Annotated in this window: 21 protein-coding genes; all 21 read left to right on the top strand. The window is 30.9% G+C overall.

The window, feature by feature from the left end:
• The first annotated feature begins 54 nt into the window (after nucleotides 1-54).
• A complete protein-coding gene (locus tag LQ668_RS00945) occupies nucleotides 55-699 on the top strand; it encodes an O-methyltransferase (protein ID WP_107509072.1) in 645 nt (214 codons plus the stop codon).
• A complete protein-coding gene (locus LQ668_RS00940; RefSeq protein ID WP_107509073.1) occupies nucleotides 696-1,619 on the top strand; it encodes a peptidase U32 family protein in 924 nt (307 codons plus the stop codon). The genes LQ668_RS00945 and LQ668_RS00940 overlap by 4 nt, the downstream gene beginning before the upstream one ends.
• Before the next feature lie 23 nt (nucleotides 1,620-1,642).
• Nucleotides 1,643-2,911, top strand: coding sequence for a peptidase U32 family protein (locus LQ668_RS00935; RefSeq protein ID WP_115337372.1), 1,269 nt, complete (start codon nucleotides 1,643-1,645; stop codon nucleotides 2,909-2,911).
• Nucleotides 2,911-3,534 (top strand): uridine kinase, encoded by a 624-nt coding sequence (gene udk, locus LQ668_RS00930; protein WP_119634249.1) that lies wholly within the window; start codon nucleotides 2,911-2,913, stop codon nucleotides 3,532-3,534. Before LQ668_RS00935 ends, udk begins: the two co-directional genes overlap by 1 nt.
• Before the next feature lie 29 nt (nucleotides 3,535-3,563).
• Nucleotides 3,564-4,040 (top strand): transcription elongation factor GreA, encoded by a 477-nt coding sequence (gene greA / locus LQ668_RS00925; protein WP_078356484.1) that lies wholly within the window; start codon nucleotides 3,564-3,566, stop codon nucleotides 4,038-4,040.
• A gap of 140 nt (nucleotides 4,041-4,180) precedes the next feature.
• Entirely contained in the window at nucleotides 4,181-4,906 is a 726-nt protein-coding gene (pxpB, locus tag LQ668_RS00920) for a 5-oxoprolinase subunit PxpB (RefSeq protein ID WP_119634250.1), read from the top strand.
• Nucleotides 4,903-5,904, top strand: a complete 1,002-nt coding sequence (locus tag LQ668_RS00915; RefSeq protein ID WP_107509076.1) for a 5-oxoprolinase subunit C family protein — start codon at nucleotides 4,903-4,905, stop codon at nucleotides 5,902-5,904. The genes pxpB and LQ668_RS00915 overlap by 4 nt, the downstream gene beginning before the upstream one ends.
• A gap of 3 nt (nucleotides 5,905-5,907) precedes the next feature.
• Nucleotides 5,908-6,333: an acetyl-CoA carboxylase biotin carboxyl carrier protein gene (locus LQ668_RS00910; RefSeq protein ID WP_107509077.1), complete on the top strand. Its 426-nt coding sequence runs from the start codon at nucleotides 5,908-5,910 to the stop codon at nucleotides 6,331-6,333.
• 12 nt (nucleotides 6,334-6,345) lie between these two features.
• Nucleotides 6,346-7,686, top strand: coding sequence for an acetyl-CoA carboxylase biotin carboxylase subunit (locus LQ668_RS00905; RefSeq protein WP_107509078.1), 1,341 nt, complete (start codon nucleotides 6,346-6,348; stop codon nucleotides 7,684-7,686).
• 12 nt (nucleotides 7,687-7,698) lie between these two features.
• Nucleotides 7,699-8,457, top strand: coding sequence for a 5-oxoprolinase subunit PxpA (pxpA, locus tag LQ668_RS00900; RefSeq protein ID WP_107509079.1), 759 nt, complete (start codon nucleotides 7,699-7,701; stop codon nucleotides 8,455-8,457).
• Between the two features lie 11 nt (nucleotides 8,458-8,468).
• Complete coding sequence (locus tag LQ668_RS00895; protein WP_078356490.1) at nucleotides 8,469-9,707, top strand: NRAMP family divalent metal transporter; 1,239 nt, start codon at nucleotides 8,469-8,471, stop codon at nucleotides 9,705-9,707.
• Between the two features lie 66 nt (nucleotides 9,708-9,773).
• Nucleotides 9,774-10,463, top strand: a complete 690-nt coding sequence (gene mtnN / locus LQ668_RS00890) for a 5'-methylthioadenosine/S-adenosylhomocysteine nucleosidase (RefSeq protein WP_078356491.1) — start codon at nucleotides 9,774-9,776, stop codon at nucleotides 10,461-10,463.
• A 230-nt stretch (nucleotides 10,464-10,693) separates the two neighbouring features.
• Complete coding sequence (locus LQ668_RS00885; RefSeq protein ID WP_078356492.1) at nucleotides 10,694-11,218, top strand: YqeG family HAD IIIA-type phosphatase; 525 nt, start codon at nucleotides 10,694-10,696, stop codon at nucleotides 11,216-11,218.
• Between the two features lie 2 nt (nucleotides 11,219-11,220).
• Nucleotides 11,221-12,321 (top strand): ribosome biogenesis GTPase YqeH, encoded by a 1,101-nt coding sequence (yqeH, locus tag LQ668_RS00880; RefSeq protein WP_078356493.1) that lies wholly within the window; start codon nucleotides 11,221-11,223, stop codon nucleotides 12,319-12,321.
• A gap of 12 nt (nucleotides 12,322-12,333) precedes the next feature.
• Nucleotides 12,334-13,143 carry a shikimate dehydrogenase gene (gene aroE, locus LQ668_RS00875; protein WP_107509081.1) on the top strand — a complete coding sequence of 270 codons (810 nt, stop codon included), beginning with the start codon at nucleotides 12,334-12,336 and terminating at the stop codon, nucleotides 13,141-13,143.
• A gap of 2 nt (nucleotides 13,144-13,145) precedes the next feature.
• Nucleotides 13,146-13,436: a ribosome assembly RNA-binding protein YhbY gene (gene yhbY / locus LQ668_RS00870; protein WP_078356495.1), complete on the top strand. Its 291-nt coding sequence runs from the start codon at nucleotides 13,146-13,148 to the stop codon at nucleotides 13,434-13,436.
• A gap of 5 nt (nucleotides 13,437-13,441) precedes the next feature.
• On the top strand, nucleotides 13,442-14,014 hold the full coding sequence (gene nadD, locus LQ668_RS00865) for a nicotinate (nicotinamide) nucleotide adenylyltransferase (RefSeq protein WP_107509082.1): 573 nt from the start codon (nucleotides 13,442-13,444) through the stop codon (nucleotides 14,012-14,014).
• Nucleotides 14,004-14,576, top strand: a complete 573-nt coding sequence (gene yqeK / locus LQ668_RS00860) for a bis(5'-nucleosyl)-tetraphosphatase (symmetrical) YqeK (RefSeq protein WP_078356497.1) — start codon at nucleotides 14,004-14,006, stop codon at nucleotides 14,574-14,576. The genes nadD and yqeK overlap by 11 nt, the downstream gene beginning before the upstream one ends.
• A gap of 12 nt (nucleotides 14,577-14,588) precedes the next feature.
• On the top strand, nucleotides 14,589-14,945 hold the full coding sequence (rsfS, locus tag LQ668_RS00855) for a ribosome silencing factor (protein ID WP_078356498.1): 357 nt from the start codon (nucleotides 14,589-14,591) through the stop codon (nucleotides 14,943-14,945).
• Nucleotides 14,945-15,661: a class I SAM-dependent DNA methyltransferase gene (locus LQ668_RS00850; RefSeq protein WP_115337377.1), complete on the top strand. Its 717-nt coding sequence runs from the start codon at nucleotides 14,945-14,947 to the stop codon at nucleotides 15,659-15,661. The genes rsfS and LQ668_RS00850 overlap by 1 nt, the downstream gene beginning before the upstream one ends.
• A gap of 46 nt (nucleotides 15,662-15,707) precedes the next feature.
• Entirely contained in the window at nucleotides 15,708-16,355 is a 648-nt protein-coding gene (locus LQ668_RS00845; RefSeq protein ID WP_119634251.1) for a helix-hairpin-helix domain-containing protein, read from the top strand.
• The last annotated feature ends 53 nt before the right edge of the window (nucleotides 16,356-16,408 follow it).

Below are 16,408 nucleotides of genomic sequence, written 5' to 3'. Positions count from 1 at the left end.
AGTCAAAGCACTAGTTGGGTTTTTTATTATATTCAAGTGTAAGGAAGTTGTAACATGGAAAAAGATATAGAATATATCGAACAATTGCTTTTTCAAGATTCATCAAATATAGATGAACTAAGAGCATATGCTACAGAGCATAACGTTCCAATAATGGACAAAATATCAACAGAATTTGTTAAACAAATGATTAGAATTAAAGATGTACGTAATATTCTTGAAATAGGAACAGCAATTGGTTATAGCGCAATGCATTTTGCTTCATGTCATCCTAATATTAAAGTTTGGACTATTGAGAGAAGTGAAGAAATGTATGAACAAGCATTAACAAATATTAAACAATATGATTTTGAAGAACAAGTTCAAGTTGTGTTTGCTGATGCTTCAGTGGGATACGAATTATTACCTAATAATCAAAAGTTTGATTTAATATTTATTGATGCTGCAAAAGCGCAGTCAAAGAAATTCTTTGAAATATATGAACCATTTCTTAATGATGATGGCATTATCATCACTGATAATATTTTATATCATGGATTTGTTAGTGATATAGATATTGTTAGAAATAGAAATGTTAAACAAATGGTTAAGAAAGTTCAACAATATAATCAATGGTTAATGAATCGTTCTGACTTTAATACTACATTGATAAACATAGGTGATGGTATGGCTATTTCTAAAAAGGAGAATACGAAATGACAGAATTATTAGTGACACCTAAATCGGTCCAACATATCGAGAAACTAATAGAGTTAGGTGCTGATGCATTTGTCATAGGTGAAGAAAAATTCGGCTTAAGACTTGCTGGTGAGTTTAAAGAACCTGAACTTCGAGAAGCTATAGAATTAATTCATGCACATGGCAAAAAAGCATACGTTGCTGTAAATGGTATTTTTCATAATGAGCACATAAAAGACTTAGAAGCTTATATTGACTTATTACATGAATTGAAAGCAGATAGAATTATATTTGGCGATCCTGCCGTTGTTATGTCAATGAAACATCGTGAAAATCCTATCCCATTAAACTGGAGTGCTGAAACTATTGTAACGAACCACTTCCAATGTAATTATTGGGGAGATAGAGGCTCTTCACGTGCTGTTCTGGCTCGTGAATTAAGTATTGATGAAGTATTAGAAATTAAAGAAAAAAGCAATGTTGAAATTGAAGTTCAAGTCCACGGTATGACTTGCATGTTCCAATCAAAAAGAAAATTACTTGGAAATTATTTTATGTATCAAGATCAAGTAATGAAAATTGAAAATAGAAATGAAAATAAAGATATGCTTTTATATGATGAAGAGAGAAGTAATAAATATCCAATTTATGAAGATGGTAATGGCACACATATTATGAGTCCTAATGATATTTGTTTAATAGAAGATTTAGAAGATTTGTTAACTGCTCAAATCGACTCTTTTAAAATTGATGGTGTTCTTCAATCTGAAGAATATATTAATATTGTGACTGAACAATACAGACAAGCCATTGATTTATTTAATGAAGACCCTGAATTGTATGAAGATGAAAAATTTATGTTACTCGAACCAATTGAAGAAGTTCAAAAAGATCATCGTCCTATGGATCAAGGATTCATGTTTAAACAAACTGTTTATTAAGTTAAATTAAAGGAATGATAAAAATGAAGGTTTTAGAACCTATTGGAGCTAGTCGTAAGACCAAAATAAAGAAACCAGAATTACTAGCACCAGCAGGCAATTTAGAAAAACTGAAAATTGCTGTCCATTACGGAGCAGATGCAGTCTTTTTAGGTGGTCAAGAATATGGATTAAGGTCAAATGCCGATAATTTCACTATGGATGAAATTAAAGAAGGTGTAGAATTTGCTGCTAAATATGGAGCAAAGATATATGTCACAACTAATATCTTTGCTCATGATGAAAATATACCAGGGCTAGAAGACTACTTAAAAAATTTAAATGAAACTGGAGCACATGGAATCATTGTAGCTGATCCACTTATTATAGAAACATGTAAAAGAGTGGCACCTAATCTAGAGATTCATTTGAGCACACAACAATCTTTATCTAATTACCGTGCTGTACAGTATTGGAAAGAAGAAGGTCTTGAAAGAGTAGTACTTGCGCGTGAAACAAGTGCAGAAGAAATGCGAGAAATGAAAGAAAAAGTTGATATAGAAATAGAAACCTTTATTCACGGAGCTATGTGTATTGCTTATTCTGGAAGATGTACATTAAGTAATCATATGACTGCAAGAGACTCTAACAGAGGTGGATGTTGCCAAAGTTGTAGATGGGATTATGATCTAATTTCAGTAGAAAATGATGGCGATTTAGAGCCATATTTCGATGGTAAAGACATTACACCATTTGCAATGAGTCCAAAAGACTTGAAATTAATTGAATCTATCCCTACAATGATGGACATTGGTATTGATTCATTAAAGATTGAAGGTCGTATGAAATCTATTCATTACATTGCGACAGTCGTATCAGTATATCGAAAAGTGATCGATCGTTACGCTGAAGACCCTGAAAACTTTAAAATTGATCCTAGATGGTTAATTGAATTGGATAAATGTGCGAACAGAGATACTGCTCCTGCATTCTTTGAAGGTGTTCCACAATTTGAAGAACAAATGTTTGGAAAAGAAGCAAATAAAAAAACACCTTTTGATTTTTGTGGATTAGTGTTAGACTATGACGCAGAATCACAAATAGCTACCATCCAACAAAGAAATTATTTTAAACCTGGTCAAGAAATAGAGTTTTTTGGTCCTGAAATAGATAATTTCACACAAGTCATAAATAAAATTTATGATGAAAATGGAGAAGAATTAGATGCGGCAAGACATCCACTACAAGTTGTACAAATAAAAGTGGATAGCCCGATTTATCCAAATAACATGATGAGAAAGGGAATCGTTTGATGGGAAAGACTACAATTATAGGTATTGCAGGGGGTTCTGGTTCAGGAAAAACTTCTGTAACATCCGAAATTATGAAAAACTTAGATGGATATAGTGTTGCATTAATTGCGCAAGATTACTATTATAAAGATCAATCACATATGTCATTTGACGATAGATTAAAGACAAATTATGATCATCCATTTGCTTTCGACAATGCAAGATTAACGCATGACTTAAAGAACCTTAAAGAAGGACATGCAATAGAAGTGCCAACGTATGATTATTCAAATCATACACGAAGTGATAAAACGATTAGATTCGAACCTAAAGATGTTATAATACTTGAAGGTATATTTGCTTTAGAAAACGAAGGTTTAAGAGATTTAATGGATGTTAAGATTTATGTTGATACTGATGCTGATTTGAGAATATTACGCCGACTAACAAGAGATATTAAAGATAGAGGACGTACTATGGAATCAGTAATTGAGCAATACCTATCAGTTGTAAGACCGATGCATATCCAGTTTATAGAACCAACAAAGAAATACGCGGATATCATCATCCCTGAAGGTGGTAGTAATAAGGTAGCTATTGATATCATGACAACAAAGATTCAATCCTTAGTTAAAAATATTTAAATAATTACAAAGTAAAGGAAGATGGAAGAATGGAAACACAAAAAGAATTTCCTATGACACAGGAAGGCTATATCAAATTAGAAAAAGAGTTAGAAGAATTAAAAACAGTTAAACGACCAGAAGTCGTTGAAAAAATAAAAGTAGCGCGTAGCTTCGGAGATTTATCTGAGAACTCTGAGTATGATGCTGCAAAAGATGAACAAGGTTTTATTGAACAAGAAATTCAAAAAATCGAAAACATGATTCGTCATGCACAAATTATTGAAGATAATGGTTCAAAAAATGATATTCAAATTGGTAGAACTGTAACATTTACTGAGATTCCAGGTAATGATGAAGAAAGTTATAAAATTGTAGGTTCTGCAGAAGCTGACCCATTTGAAGGCAAAATTTCAAATGAATCTCCAATAGCTAAAGCTTTAATTGGTAAAAAAATTAATGACGAAGTTAACGTTCCATTACCAAACGGCAATGAAATGAAAGTTAAAATTGTAAAAATAGACTAGAACTTATTATAGCTAGAGGCTTAGACAATTAATTTGTCTAAGCCTCTTTTTTTTTTATGCAAAAATCATGGTATTATGATAAGGTAAAAAAGTTATAATAATCTGAATATTATACAAAGAATGTATAAAGGGGTGGTATATTGGATATTCAGCAAATTAACGAAACGCACTTTATGATTTACGAAAAGAATGAAATTGATTCTGTGATAAGAGAAAAAATTTCAACTATATCGTTATATATCGAGGGTATTAATCATCCAGCAATATTGAGTGTGACATCTTCATATAGGTCATTAATGGTAGCCTTTGATGCACAACAATATTCTTTTGATACTTTAATTAAAGAGTTAAATCTGCAAAACGTTAATTTTAATTTACAAAATAATGTTAAATCTAAAAAATTAATTACTTTACCTGTTGTTTATGGGGAACAACATGGTCCAGACATAAATGTTGTAGCAGAACACGCAAACATAACTGAAGCTGAAGTTATAAAATTACATACAGAAGAAAAATATTTAATATATGCAATAGGTTTTTTACCAGGATTTCCATTTTTAGGTGGATTAAATAAAAAAATATATACACCAAGAAAAGAGACACCTAGAAGTAAAATTAAATCAGGTTCTGTCGGTATAGCTCATAATCAAACTGGCTTATATCCAAAAGAGTCTCCTGGCGGATGGCAAATTATTGGTCGTACACCAATTGATGTATTTAATTTAAAGAGAAATCCTATGATTTTATATGAAGCAGGCGATTATATTTCATTTAAATCTATAGATGAAGAAGAATTTAACAAAATTGATTTAGAAATTAAAAGAGGACGATTTGATTATAGTCAATTGGTAGGTGAAATGAAATGAAATGTATAAAGCCAGGTCTATTTACAACTGTACAAGATATTGGAAGAACAAAATATGAAAAAGATGGCTTCTCTGTAGCAGGAGTTATGAGTCAATATTTATATAATATAGCTAATGCATTAGTTGATAATGATGATGGGGCAGTTCTAGAAATTACGATGAATGGACCCGTATTACAATTTAATGCTTCAAATATAATTGCTTTTGTAGCTCAAGATGCAGAGATATTTTTAGATGAACAACAAATTCCGGTGAATACTGCTGTATATGTTGAGAAGGGACAAATTCTTAAAATACAAACAATTAAATCAGGTGCAAGAGGTTATTTGGCATTTCATAAATCATTAAAAATTAAACACATTTTAGAAAGCGCTTCCACACATACGAGAAGTGGAATAGGCGGATATAATGGTAGAACTTTAAAACGAAATGATGTATTTTATTTCAATGAAAAAGCGCTAAATCATGACATTATAGGCAATACTTTTAACATTAAAAGTATAGAAGACCCTCATACAATTCCGATCATTAAAGGACTTCAATTTGATCAATTTGATACGGCATCTCATCAGTTACTAGTAAATCAAATATATAGTATTTCTGAAATGTCAGACAGAATGGGGTATAGATTAAATGGTAACAAAAATTTAGTTCATTTAGAAAATGCTGATATTATATCTGAACCAATCGCACCAGGGAGTGTTCAAGTACCTAATAATGGGCAACCTATTATACTTTTAAATGATCGCCAAACTATAGGGGGATATACCAAAATTGCTACAGTTAGTTTTGCAGGTCGAGAAAAACTTGCTCAATTAAAAGCACATGACCATATTGAATTTAAGTGGGTTTCTGTAGAAGAAGCTACAAAAGATTACAAAGATTATATTCATCAAATGAATCAAGACATAAAATCTATTAAATTAAACAAATATAAAGATTTAAGTAATATTAGACCAAAATCTAAAAAAATTGCAAAACTTATAAAAGGGGAATAAAGCGTGAATATCAAAAAAATAGAAGAAGTAATCAAATTAATGAAAAGAAATGACGTTTCTTATATGAATTATAAAGACAAATCTATTGAATTAGAATTAGATTTAAAAAATAAGATATCTGAAGGAACGAGTCCTGAAACTGTAGTAAGTGAAGAGGATAACAATATCTCGGAAAATAAACAACAACATAATCATGCAACTATTGATGCAGAAATCTTAGGAACATTTTATTTACAAGATGAAGAACAATTAAGCAATCCACTCGTTAAAGTTGGAGATGAAGTTAAAAAAGGTCAAACAATAGGGTACATAGAATCTATGAAAGTATTGAATGAAGTTATTTGTGAATATGACGGAGTTGTTGAAGATATTCATATTAGTCATGGAGATCCAGTAGAATATGGACAAATAATCATCACATTAAAGTAAAGGGGGATTGAAATGATTAAACGTTTATTAATAGCAAACAGAGGAGAAATTGCTGTTAGAATCATAAGAACATGTAGAATGATGAACATTACAACAATTGCAATATATTCTGAAGTCGATAAAAATAGTTTGCATGTTCAACTTGCTGACGAAGCTATTTGTATTGGACCAAATCAATCTGCCGAAAGTTATTTAGACATTGATCGAATATTAGAAGCTTGTAAAATGAGCAAAGCTGACGCTATTCATCCAGGATATGGTTTCTTATCTGAATCGACTATTTTTAGAAAAAGAGTAGAAGAAGAGAATATTATTTTCGTTGGCCCAAGCTATAATACAATGGATTTAATGGGAGATAAAATCAAAGCACGAGAAACAATGTATCATGCTGATGTTCCTATTATACCTGGTTCGATTGGTGAAGTTAAAACGATTGAAGAAGCACGTAATGTTGCATTAGAAGTTGATTATCCATTTGTAATAAAAGCTGCTAGTGGTGGCGGAGGTAAAGGTATAAGAATTGTTAATGACGAATCTGAATTAGAAAAATGCTTTAAAGAGGCACAATCAGAAGGCGAGAAATATTTTAGCGACAAACGTGTATATATTGAGACATTTATTGATAAGGCAAGACATGTTGAAGTACAAGTGTTAGGAAGCAGTCATGGTGAAGTCATTCATTTAGGTGAAAGAGATTGTTCTATTCAAAGAAAAAATCAAAAACTAATTGAAGAAGCACCTTGCGCAGCACTTGATGAACATACACGCACTTCACTCCATGATGATGCAGTTAAAGCTGCTAAAGCCTGTAATTATGAAAGTGCAGGAACAATTGAATTTCTACTAACGGATGATGGATATTACTTTTTAGAGATGAATACGCGTATCCAAGTAGAACATACTGTAACGGAATTATTAACGGGTGTAGATTTAATAAAACAGCAAATATTAATGGCAAATGGCGAGCACTTAACAATTGGTCGAGAAGATATTCGGTTTGATGGTCATGTGATCGAGTGTAGAATAAATGCTGAGAATCCTGAAAAAGAATTTAGACCTGCAGCTGGAAAAGTAAAAGCACTACATTTACCAAATGGATTTAATACGAGAGTGGATAGTATGCTTTATGATAATTATTTAATACCACCGTATTATGATTCTTTAGTTGCTAAAATATTGGTTAAAGGAACAGATAGACTGGAAGCAATTGAGAAGATGAAAGGTACTTTAGAAGAAACTGTAATAGATGGTTTTCCAACTACGTTAGATTTTCTATATCGCGTATTAAGCTATGAACCATATATAAAAAATGACATTACGATTAAATTTTTACATGAACATAAAATTGTTTAAGGAGAATGCTACATGGTACAAGTTGATTTGAATTGCGATTTAGGAGAAAGTTTTGGTAATTATAAACTAGGTAATGATGAACTTATTTTACAGTTGATTACTTCTGCAAATATAGCTTGTGGATTTCATGCAGGTGACCAACATGTTATGAATGAAACAGTTAAAAAGGCTGTTGAACATAATATACACATTGGTGCCCATCCAGGATTTCAAGATTTAAATGGATTTGGTCGTAGAAATATGGATGTTACACCAAATGAAGTATACGACTTAGTGATCTACCAACTAGGTGCGTTGTCAGGATTTTGTAAAATTCATAATACTAAGATTTATCATGTTAAACCTCATGGTGCACTTTACCAAATGGGTGCGAAAAATCCTGAGATAGCTGATGCAATTGTTAAAGCAGTAAAAGACTTCGATGATCAGCTATTGTTTGTAGGTTTGTCAAATAGTGAATTAATCGAATCTTGTAAAAGGCACAAATTAACTTATAAAAGCGAAGTTTTTGCTGATAGAGCTTATGAAGATAATGGACAACTTGTTTCTCGTAAAAAAGAAGGTGCACTCATTAAAGATACTGAAAAGGCTGTTGCACAAGTGATTAAAATGGTTAAAGAATCTAAAGTTAAAACGATAAATGGCAATGAAATATCGATTGAAGCGGACACTATTTGTGTACATGGCGATGGCCAACATGCACTAGACTTTGTTAAAGAAATTGTGAATCAATTTAAATCTGAAAGTATACAAATTAGTGCAATGAACTAGGAGGTCAATTTATGAAACAGAATAAAGGGTATGAGGATTTAAACAAACCGTTTGAATACACAAATAAACATAGAAGAATTTTATGGGGTGCTGTTTTCTTAATGGCTACTTCTTCTATCGGTCCAGCATTTTTAACGCAGACTGCAGTATTCACTGAACAATTTATGGCGAGTTTTGCATTCGCTATTCTCGCATCCATATTAATTGACATTGGTGCTCAAATTAATATATGGCGCGTGATCACGGTTGCTGGTAAAGGTGGGCAAGATATAGCGAATGACGTGTTTAAAGGGTTAGGAACAGTTATTGCTATTTTAATTGCTATAGGAGGCTTAGCTTTTAATATTGGTAATGTAGCTGGTGCAGGACTCGGTTTAAATGCTATATTTGGGATAGACGTTAGAATAGGTGCCGGAATTACCGGTGTATTAGCAATTCTAATATTTATAGTTAGAAACGCACAAAAAGTTGTAGATATTATTACACAAATTTTAGGTGTACTGATGATCGCAATAGTTGCATATGTAATGGTTTTAACAAAACCACCAGTAGTTGAAGCAGCACAAAAAATGGTTGCACCAGACGATATAAATAAGCTGATTGTACCAATTATTACACTTGTGGGTGGAACAGTTGGGGGTTATATCACATTTGCAGGTGCACACAGATTACTTGAAGCAGGTATCACTGGAAAACATTACATACCATTTGTTAATAGAGCAGCAATATCAGGAATCTTAACAACAGGTGTTATGCGCGTATTTTTATTCTTAGCTGTTCTTGGTGTAGTAATAACTGGTTTTACTTTAAATCCAGATAATCCGCCTGCGTCAGTATTTGAACATGTACTTGGTCCAGTCGGTAAACAAGTGTTTGGAGTTGTTTTGTTTGCAGCAGCACTGTCGTCAGTAATTGGTTGTGCATATACAAGTACAACTTTTATCCAATCATTACATCCATCTATTAAAAATCATAGAAATTTAGTTATAATTATATTTATTGTCGTTTCATCTATTGTCTTCTTAACAATAGGTAAACCAGTAAAATTACTAATCATTGCGGGAGCATTAAATGGACTAATATTACCAATCACATTAGGAACAATTCTTATAGCATCTAGAAAGAAAAGTATTGTTGGTGATTATAAACATCCAGCTTGGATGATTATAATTGGTATCATTGCCGTCTTAACTACATTAATTGCTGGCATATTATCATTACAAGGATTACAAGATTTATGGAATAACTAAAAACATGTTTCAAAGTATGCTAATTATGTTAATATAAATAAGAATGAAAATGATGGAGTGATAAGCATGATTGGTATAATTGGAGCAATGGAAGAAGAAGTTGAAATTTTAAAGTCATCTATTGAAAATATAGAAACAATCCAAAAAGCACATGTTATTTTTTATAGAGGCCAATTAGAGGGCAAAGAAATTATACTTGCACAAAGTGGAATTGGTAAAGTCAATGCTGCTATTACAGCTACATTATTAATTGATGAATTCAATCCAGAACTTGTTATTAATACGGGGTCAGCTGGATCAGTAGACAATCAATTAAATATTGGAGATATAATCATCAGTAATAAAGTTTATTATCATGATGTTAATGCGACTGCATTTGGTTATAAATTTGGACAAGTTCCAAGTATGCCAGAATATTATGAAACAAAAGAAGAATTGATATCTCTTGCGAAGTCATCTATAGAGAATCTGAACTTAAATGGTATTGTTGGAGAAGTTGCAACTGGTGATAGTTTTATTGGATCGTTTGAACAGCGTAAAGAAATCAAATCTAACTTTCCTACATCAAGCGTCGTTGAAATGGAAGCTGGCGCTATAGCACAAACGTGTCACCAATTTAACGTACCTATCATTGTTACAAGAGCAGTTTCAGACTTAGCAGATAAAGAATCAGATGTTACTTTTGAAGAATTCTTAAAAGTAGCTTGCGTGAATTCCAGTAAAATTGTAAAATTATTATTAAATAGAGTGGCATAAGGAGGCAGTATCATGTTAATATTAATGGCTATCGCTGTCATTGCTACAGCACTTGTTGGTTTTGTGATTTTTGCGAATACAGATGTTGAAAAAGAATCTGACCGTGAAATTACTGAATAATATTTAGTGTTGCGAATCTAATTCGATTTGCAACACTTTTATTTTGTATTCAACTAAAAGGAATGTCCTTTTAATTTATGTTAAAATAAGAATAATATTGAGGTGTAATAATGGGAATTTTTACTAAATACTTTTTGCCAAATGAATATGTTCAGTCTATTTTTGATATTAAGCCTGAACATTTAAAATCAAAAAATATAAAAGCAATCATTACAGATTTAGATAATACTTTAGTTGGTTGGGATGTTAAAGATCCAACTGATGAAGTACGAACATGGTTTGAAGAGATGAAAGAACAAAATATTACCGTAACGATTGTATCAAATAATAATCAAGAACGTGTCGCATCATTTTCATCGACGTTAAACATTGATTATATTTTCAAAGCACGCAAACCAAGAGGTAAAGCATTTAGACAAGCTTCGAATTTAATGGACGTTAATAAATCTGAAGTCGTTGTGATAGGTGATCAAATGTTAACTGACGTCTTTGGCGGTAATAGAAATGGACTTTATACAATAATGGTAGTACCAGTGAAAAAAACAGATGGTTTAGTTACAAAATTCAATCGCTTAATTGAGAGAAGATTCCTAAACTATTTCAAGAGAAAAGGTTTAATTAATTGGGAGGAATAAATTTGACAGAAATAGCTAAATGTATTGGTTGTGGTGCAACACTTCAATCTGATAATCCGAAAGAAGCAGGTTATGTTCCACAATCTAGTTTGAGTAAAGAAGATGTCATTTGTAAAAGATGTTTTAGACTTAAAAACTATAATGAAGTTCAAGATGTTGATTTAACAAGTGAAGACTTTTTAAATATGCTGAAATCACTCCATAACGAAGATGGTTTGATTGTTAATGTAGTTGATGTATTTGATTTAGAAGGATCAATGATACATCGTTTAAAAGATATAGTAGGTAAGAAAAAAGTTGTCCTAGTAGCAAATAAAATGGATATTTTACCTAAAGCAATTAATAAAAGAAGAGTAGAAATATGGCTTAGAAGTAGAGCAAAAGATTACGGCTTAAATCCTGATGAAGTAGTTTTAATATCTGCATATAAAAATCAAGGAATTGATGACTTACTAGATATAATTGAAAAAGTTCGTGACGGTAAAGATGTGTACGTTGTAGGTACAACCAATGTCGGGAAATCAACATTAATTAATAAATTAATTGAGAAAAGTGTTGGTGAGAAAGAAGTCATTACAACAAGTCATTTCCCTGGAACAACTTTAGATATGATAGATATCCCTCTAGATGATGACTCTTATATGTTTGATACACCAGGTATTATTCAAAGTCATCAAATGACACATTATGTAACGGACAAAGAGTTAAAAGTTGTAATGCCTAAAAAAGAAATAAAACCAAAAGTTTATCAATTAAATGAAGAACAAAGTTTATTCTTAGGTGGATTAGTTAGAGTGGATTATGTAAGTGGTGGCAGACGTTCTTTAACATGTTTCGTTTCTAATGATTTAAATATTCATAGAACAAAGTTAGCAAATGCTGATGATTTATGGAATCGTCAAATTGGTGAAATTCTAAAGCCACCATATGATCCTACAAACTTTGATTTTGACCGTTTAAAGAAAACTGAAGTTACAACTGAATTTGAAAGACAAGATATTATGATTTCTGGTTTAGGATTTGTGACTGTTGATGCTGGTGCTGAAGTACATGTAATTGCACCTGAAGAAGTGGAAGTTACATTGAGAACATCAATTTTATAAGAGGTGATTTAAATGAAATTTGGAGTTATTGGTCATCCTATAAGCCATTCTCTTTCACCTATTATGCATGTAGCTAATTTTAATGCTTTAGGTAGAAATGATCAATATAGCGCTTTGGACGTATCACCTCAAGACTTTCAGTACATTAAAGAAATTATTAAAGAAAATGAATTAAATGGCTTTAATATTACGATTCCACATAAAGAATCAATTATTCCGTATTTAGATGAAATATCTCCAAGTGCAGAGCATATAGGAGCAGTAAATACAGTTTTAGTGAAAGATGATAAGTGGATAGGTTATAATACTGATGGTATTGGCTTTGTTAAAGGCTTAATAGACAAGCATGGCTCAATAGATAATGATAATATTTTAGTGCTCGGTGCTGGTGGTGCTAGTAAAGGCATTGTGTCAGAAATGATGAAATTTACCAATAATAAAATTACTGTTGCTAATCGTAGTATAACTAGGTTTGATAACTGGAAACTAGATGTAGAAGCTATGAGCTTAACAGACGTTAAGGATATACTAAATACATTTGATATTATTATAAATACAACACCTGTTGGGATGAATGAAAGTAGCAGTGAACTCATTATTCCAATAGAAAATATAAATAAAAATACTTTAGTATGTGATATTATTTATATCCCAAATAAAACACCTTTTTTACAAGCTTGTGAAAAAAGAGGTTTAGCAATATACAATGGGTTGGATATGTTTGTATATCAAGGTGCTGAAAGCTTTAAAATATGGACTGGCAAAGAAGCAGTTATTGAAGAAATGAAAAATAAAGTAAAAAACGAATTAAAAAGGAGATAATTATGTTAACTGGTAAACAAAAGAGATATTTAAGAAAAGAAGCACATCATTTAGACCCGATTTTTCAAATAGGTAAGGGTGGATTAAATGAAAATATGATAGAACAAGTGAAAGAAGCATTAGAAAAAAGAGAATTAATTAAAGTGCATATTTTACAAAATAATATGGATGATCATAAAGAAATAGCGGCGACTCTTGCAAAACAGACTAATGGTGAACTCGTACAACTTATTGGAAATATCATTGTTATATATAAAGAATCTAACGAAAACAAAAAAATAGAACTGCCTTAATTTTTATGGAAAAATTAGTGATATATGGTGGCCAATTTAACCCTATTCACATTGGTCATATGTTAGTCGCGAGTGAATCATATCATTTTATTCAACCAGATGAATTTATATTTTTACCTAGTTATCAGTCTCCACTTAAAGAACATAATGATGCTTATCTTATAGAATCTGAACGTGTAAATATGTTAGAATTAGCGATTGAAGATTTACAATTTGGTGTAGTTGATAAAAGAGAAATTGATAGAAAAGGTACAAGTTATACATTTGATACAATAAAAGAATTTCAAAGTGAATATCCTAATTATCAAATTTATTTTGTTATTGGTTCCGATCAATATGAAAATTTGAATAAATGGAAAAACATAGAGGAATTGAAAAATATGTTAACTTTTGTAGTTGTTAATAGAGAAGTCGATACCCAAGATGTTCATGAAGGTATGTTAGCTTTACACATACCTAGAATAGATATAAGTTCAACAGACATTCGTAATCGATCTAAAAATCGTCAATCTATAAAGATGTTGGTTACACCAAGAATTGAAACATATATCAAAAGGGGACGATTGTATGAAAATTAAAAAAGCAGTAAAGTTAGTAGAAGAAACTTTGCCTTCAAAAAGATATAATCATTCAATTAGAGTAGCAGAAACAGGAAAAAAAATAGCAGAAATTTTTGATGGTGACTCTAAAAAAGTTGAATTAGCAGGTATTTTGCATGATTTATGTAAATATGAAGAGCTTTCAGATTTATATCAAAGTGTGACTCAATATGATTTAGGGCATGATTTATTAAGCTATGGATCAGAGATATTACATGGACCAGTTGCTGCAGCTCGTCTTAAAGATCTATATGATATAGATGATGAAGAAATTTATTATGCTATATATAGTCATACAACAGGTAGAGCTCAAATGAACAAGACTGAAAAAATTATTTTTATCGCTGATTATATCGAGCCTAAAAGAACTACACCGGGTGTTGAAGAAATTAGAGATATCGTATTCAAAGAACGTAGCTTAGATAAAGCTGTTTATGAAATTTCAAAACGTACTGTCTTACATTTAATTAATAAAGATAAAACAGTACACTTAAAAACTATTGAATGTTTGAATTATTATAATTTGCATTCAGAACAATAAAGGAATGGTTAAATGAATTCGAATGAATTAATGAAACAAAGTATATTAGCATGTGATGATAAGCGTGCTGAAGATATTATAGCAATTAATATGCAAGGTATAAGTGACATTTCGGATTATTTTGTTATTTGTCATGGTAATAGTGATAAGCAAGTTCAAGCTATCGCTAGAAATGTTAAAGATGAAGCTGAAATTAATGACATAAATGTAAAAAGATTAGAAGGTTTTAACGAAGCAAGATGGATATTAATCGACTTAGGTGATGTAGTTGTTCATGTTTTCCATAGAGAAGAACGTGATTATTATAATTTAGAAAGATTATATAAAGATGCACCACCATTCATTACTTTAGATGAGGTTGCTAATTAATGGCATACAATCGTATGAGCAATTATTATGACTTATTAACTGATGATCAGCCATATGACAAATGGAAAGAAATAGTCGGTCATTTTTTAAAAAGTAATGATAATGAAATTTTAGATATTGGTTGTGGCACTGGGAGACTAACTACTAAACTTTTAGACTTTGGTAATGTTAGTGGCCTTGATTTAAGTGCTGAAATGTTAGAAATAGCTGAAAGTCGAAATCCAAATATTGATTGGTATTGCCAAGATATGAGAGATTTAGATTTACCCAAAAATTATGATGTCATTACGATATTTTGTGATAGTTTAAACTATGTTACTGATCCGGAAGATGTTCTTCAAGTATTTAACTATATAAACAATTACTTAAAGAAAGATGGTTTACTAATTTTTGATGTTCATTCAATTCATAAAATGAATCACCAGTTTAATAATTGTAACTATATTGATGAATCAGAACACTTAACTTTAACTTGGCAAGCAATTGCAGGCGAAGAACCGAATAGTGTATATCATCAAATGTCATTTTTTGCTGAAAGAGAAGATGGTTTATACGAAAGATTTGATGAAGAACATTATCAAATAACATTTGAAATACCATTATATAAACAACTTTTAGAATTTGCTGGTTTTGAAGTGAAGAACGTTTTTACAGATTTTAATATCGATGATTACAATGAAGATGGCGATAGACATTTTATTGTTGCGCAAAAATAAGTAATCATTTACACCTCTTACGTTTAATAAAGTAGGAGGTGTTTTTTTGAATAATGTTATAAAAATAAAAGATTGGATACGTAACAATTATCATTTCGTTTTAATAGGCGTAATTTTATTATTTGTTGTATTTAAATTTTTATTTATTGAGCCAGACTCAGAACAAATGAATATGGAAGATCGTTCAATTCATCGTGAGACGATTGAAACATCCATTGAGAACAAAGATAAACAAGAGTTAGCAAAGTCATCACCAGAAGAAAAAGCAAATAAAAATGTCATTGTAGATGTGAAAGGTGCAGTCAATTTTCCGAATACATATAACATGAAAACATCAGATAGAGTGGATGATGTATTAAAGAAAGCACAAATAAAAGGCAACGCAGATATTACAAAAATAAACTTATCTGAGAAATTAAAGGACCAAATGTATATTTATGTGCCATCACAAGGAGAACATGTTTCTAGTGCAATGTTAAATCAGCCCACAGAAAACAAGATAGAAGTTAATATAAATACAGGTGATAAAGCAGAAATAGAAAAATTACCAGATATTGGTCCTAATAAAGCAGAAGCAATCGTACAATATAGGGAAACAAAAGGCGAGTTTAAGACTATTGAAGATTTAAAAAAAGTTAAAGGTTTTGGAGAAAAAACAGTTGAATCATTAAAGGAATATATTGTATTAGATTGAAATTGCAATTACACTTTTAAATAATTACAATAAGGTTATATGAAAGGTAGGTC

The sequence above is a fragment of the Mammaliicoccus sp. K-M42 genome (assembly GCF_022386375.1).
Taxonomy (GTDB): Bacteria; Bacillota; Bacilli; order Staphylococcales; family Staphylococcaceae; genus Mammaliicoccus; species Mammaliicoccus fleurettii.
This window is presented reverse-complemented; position numbering and strand designations above follow the sequence as displayed.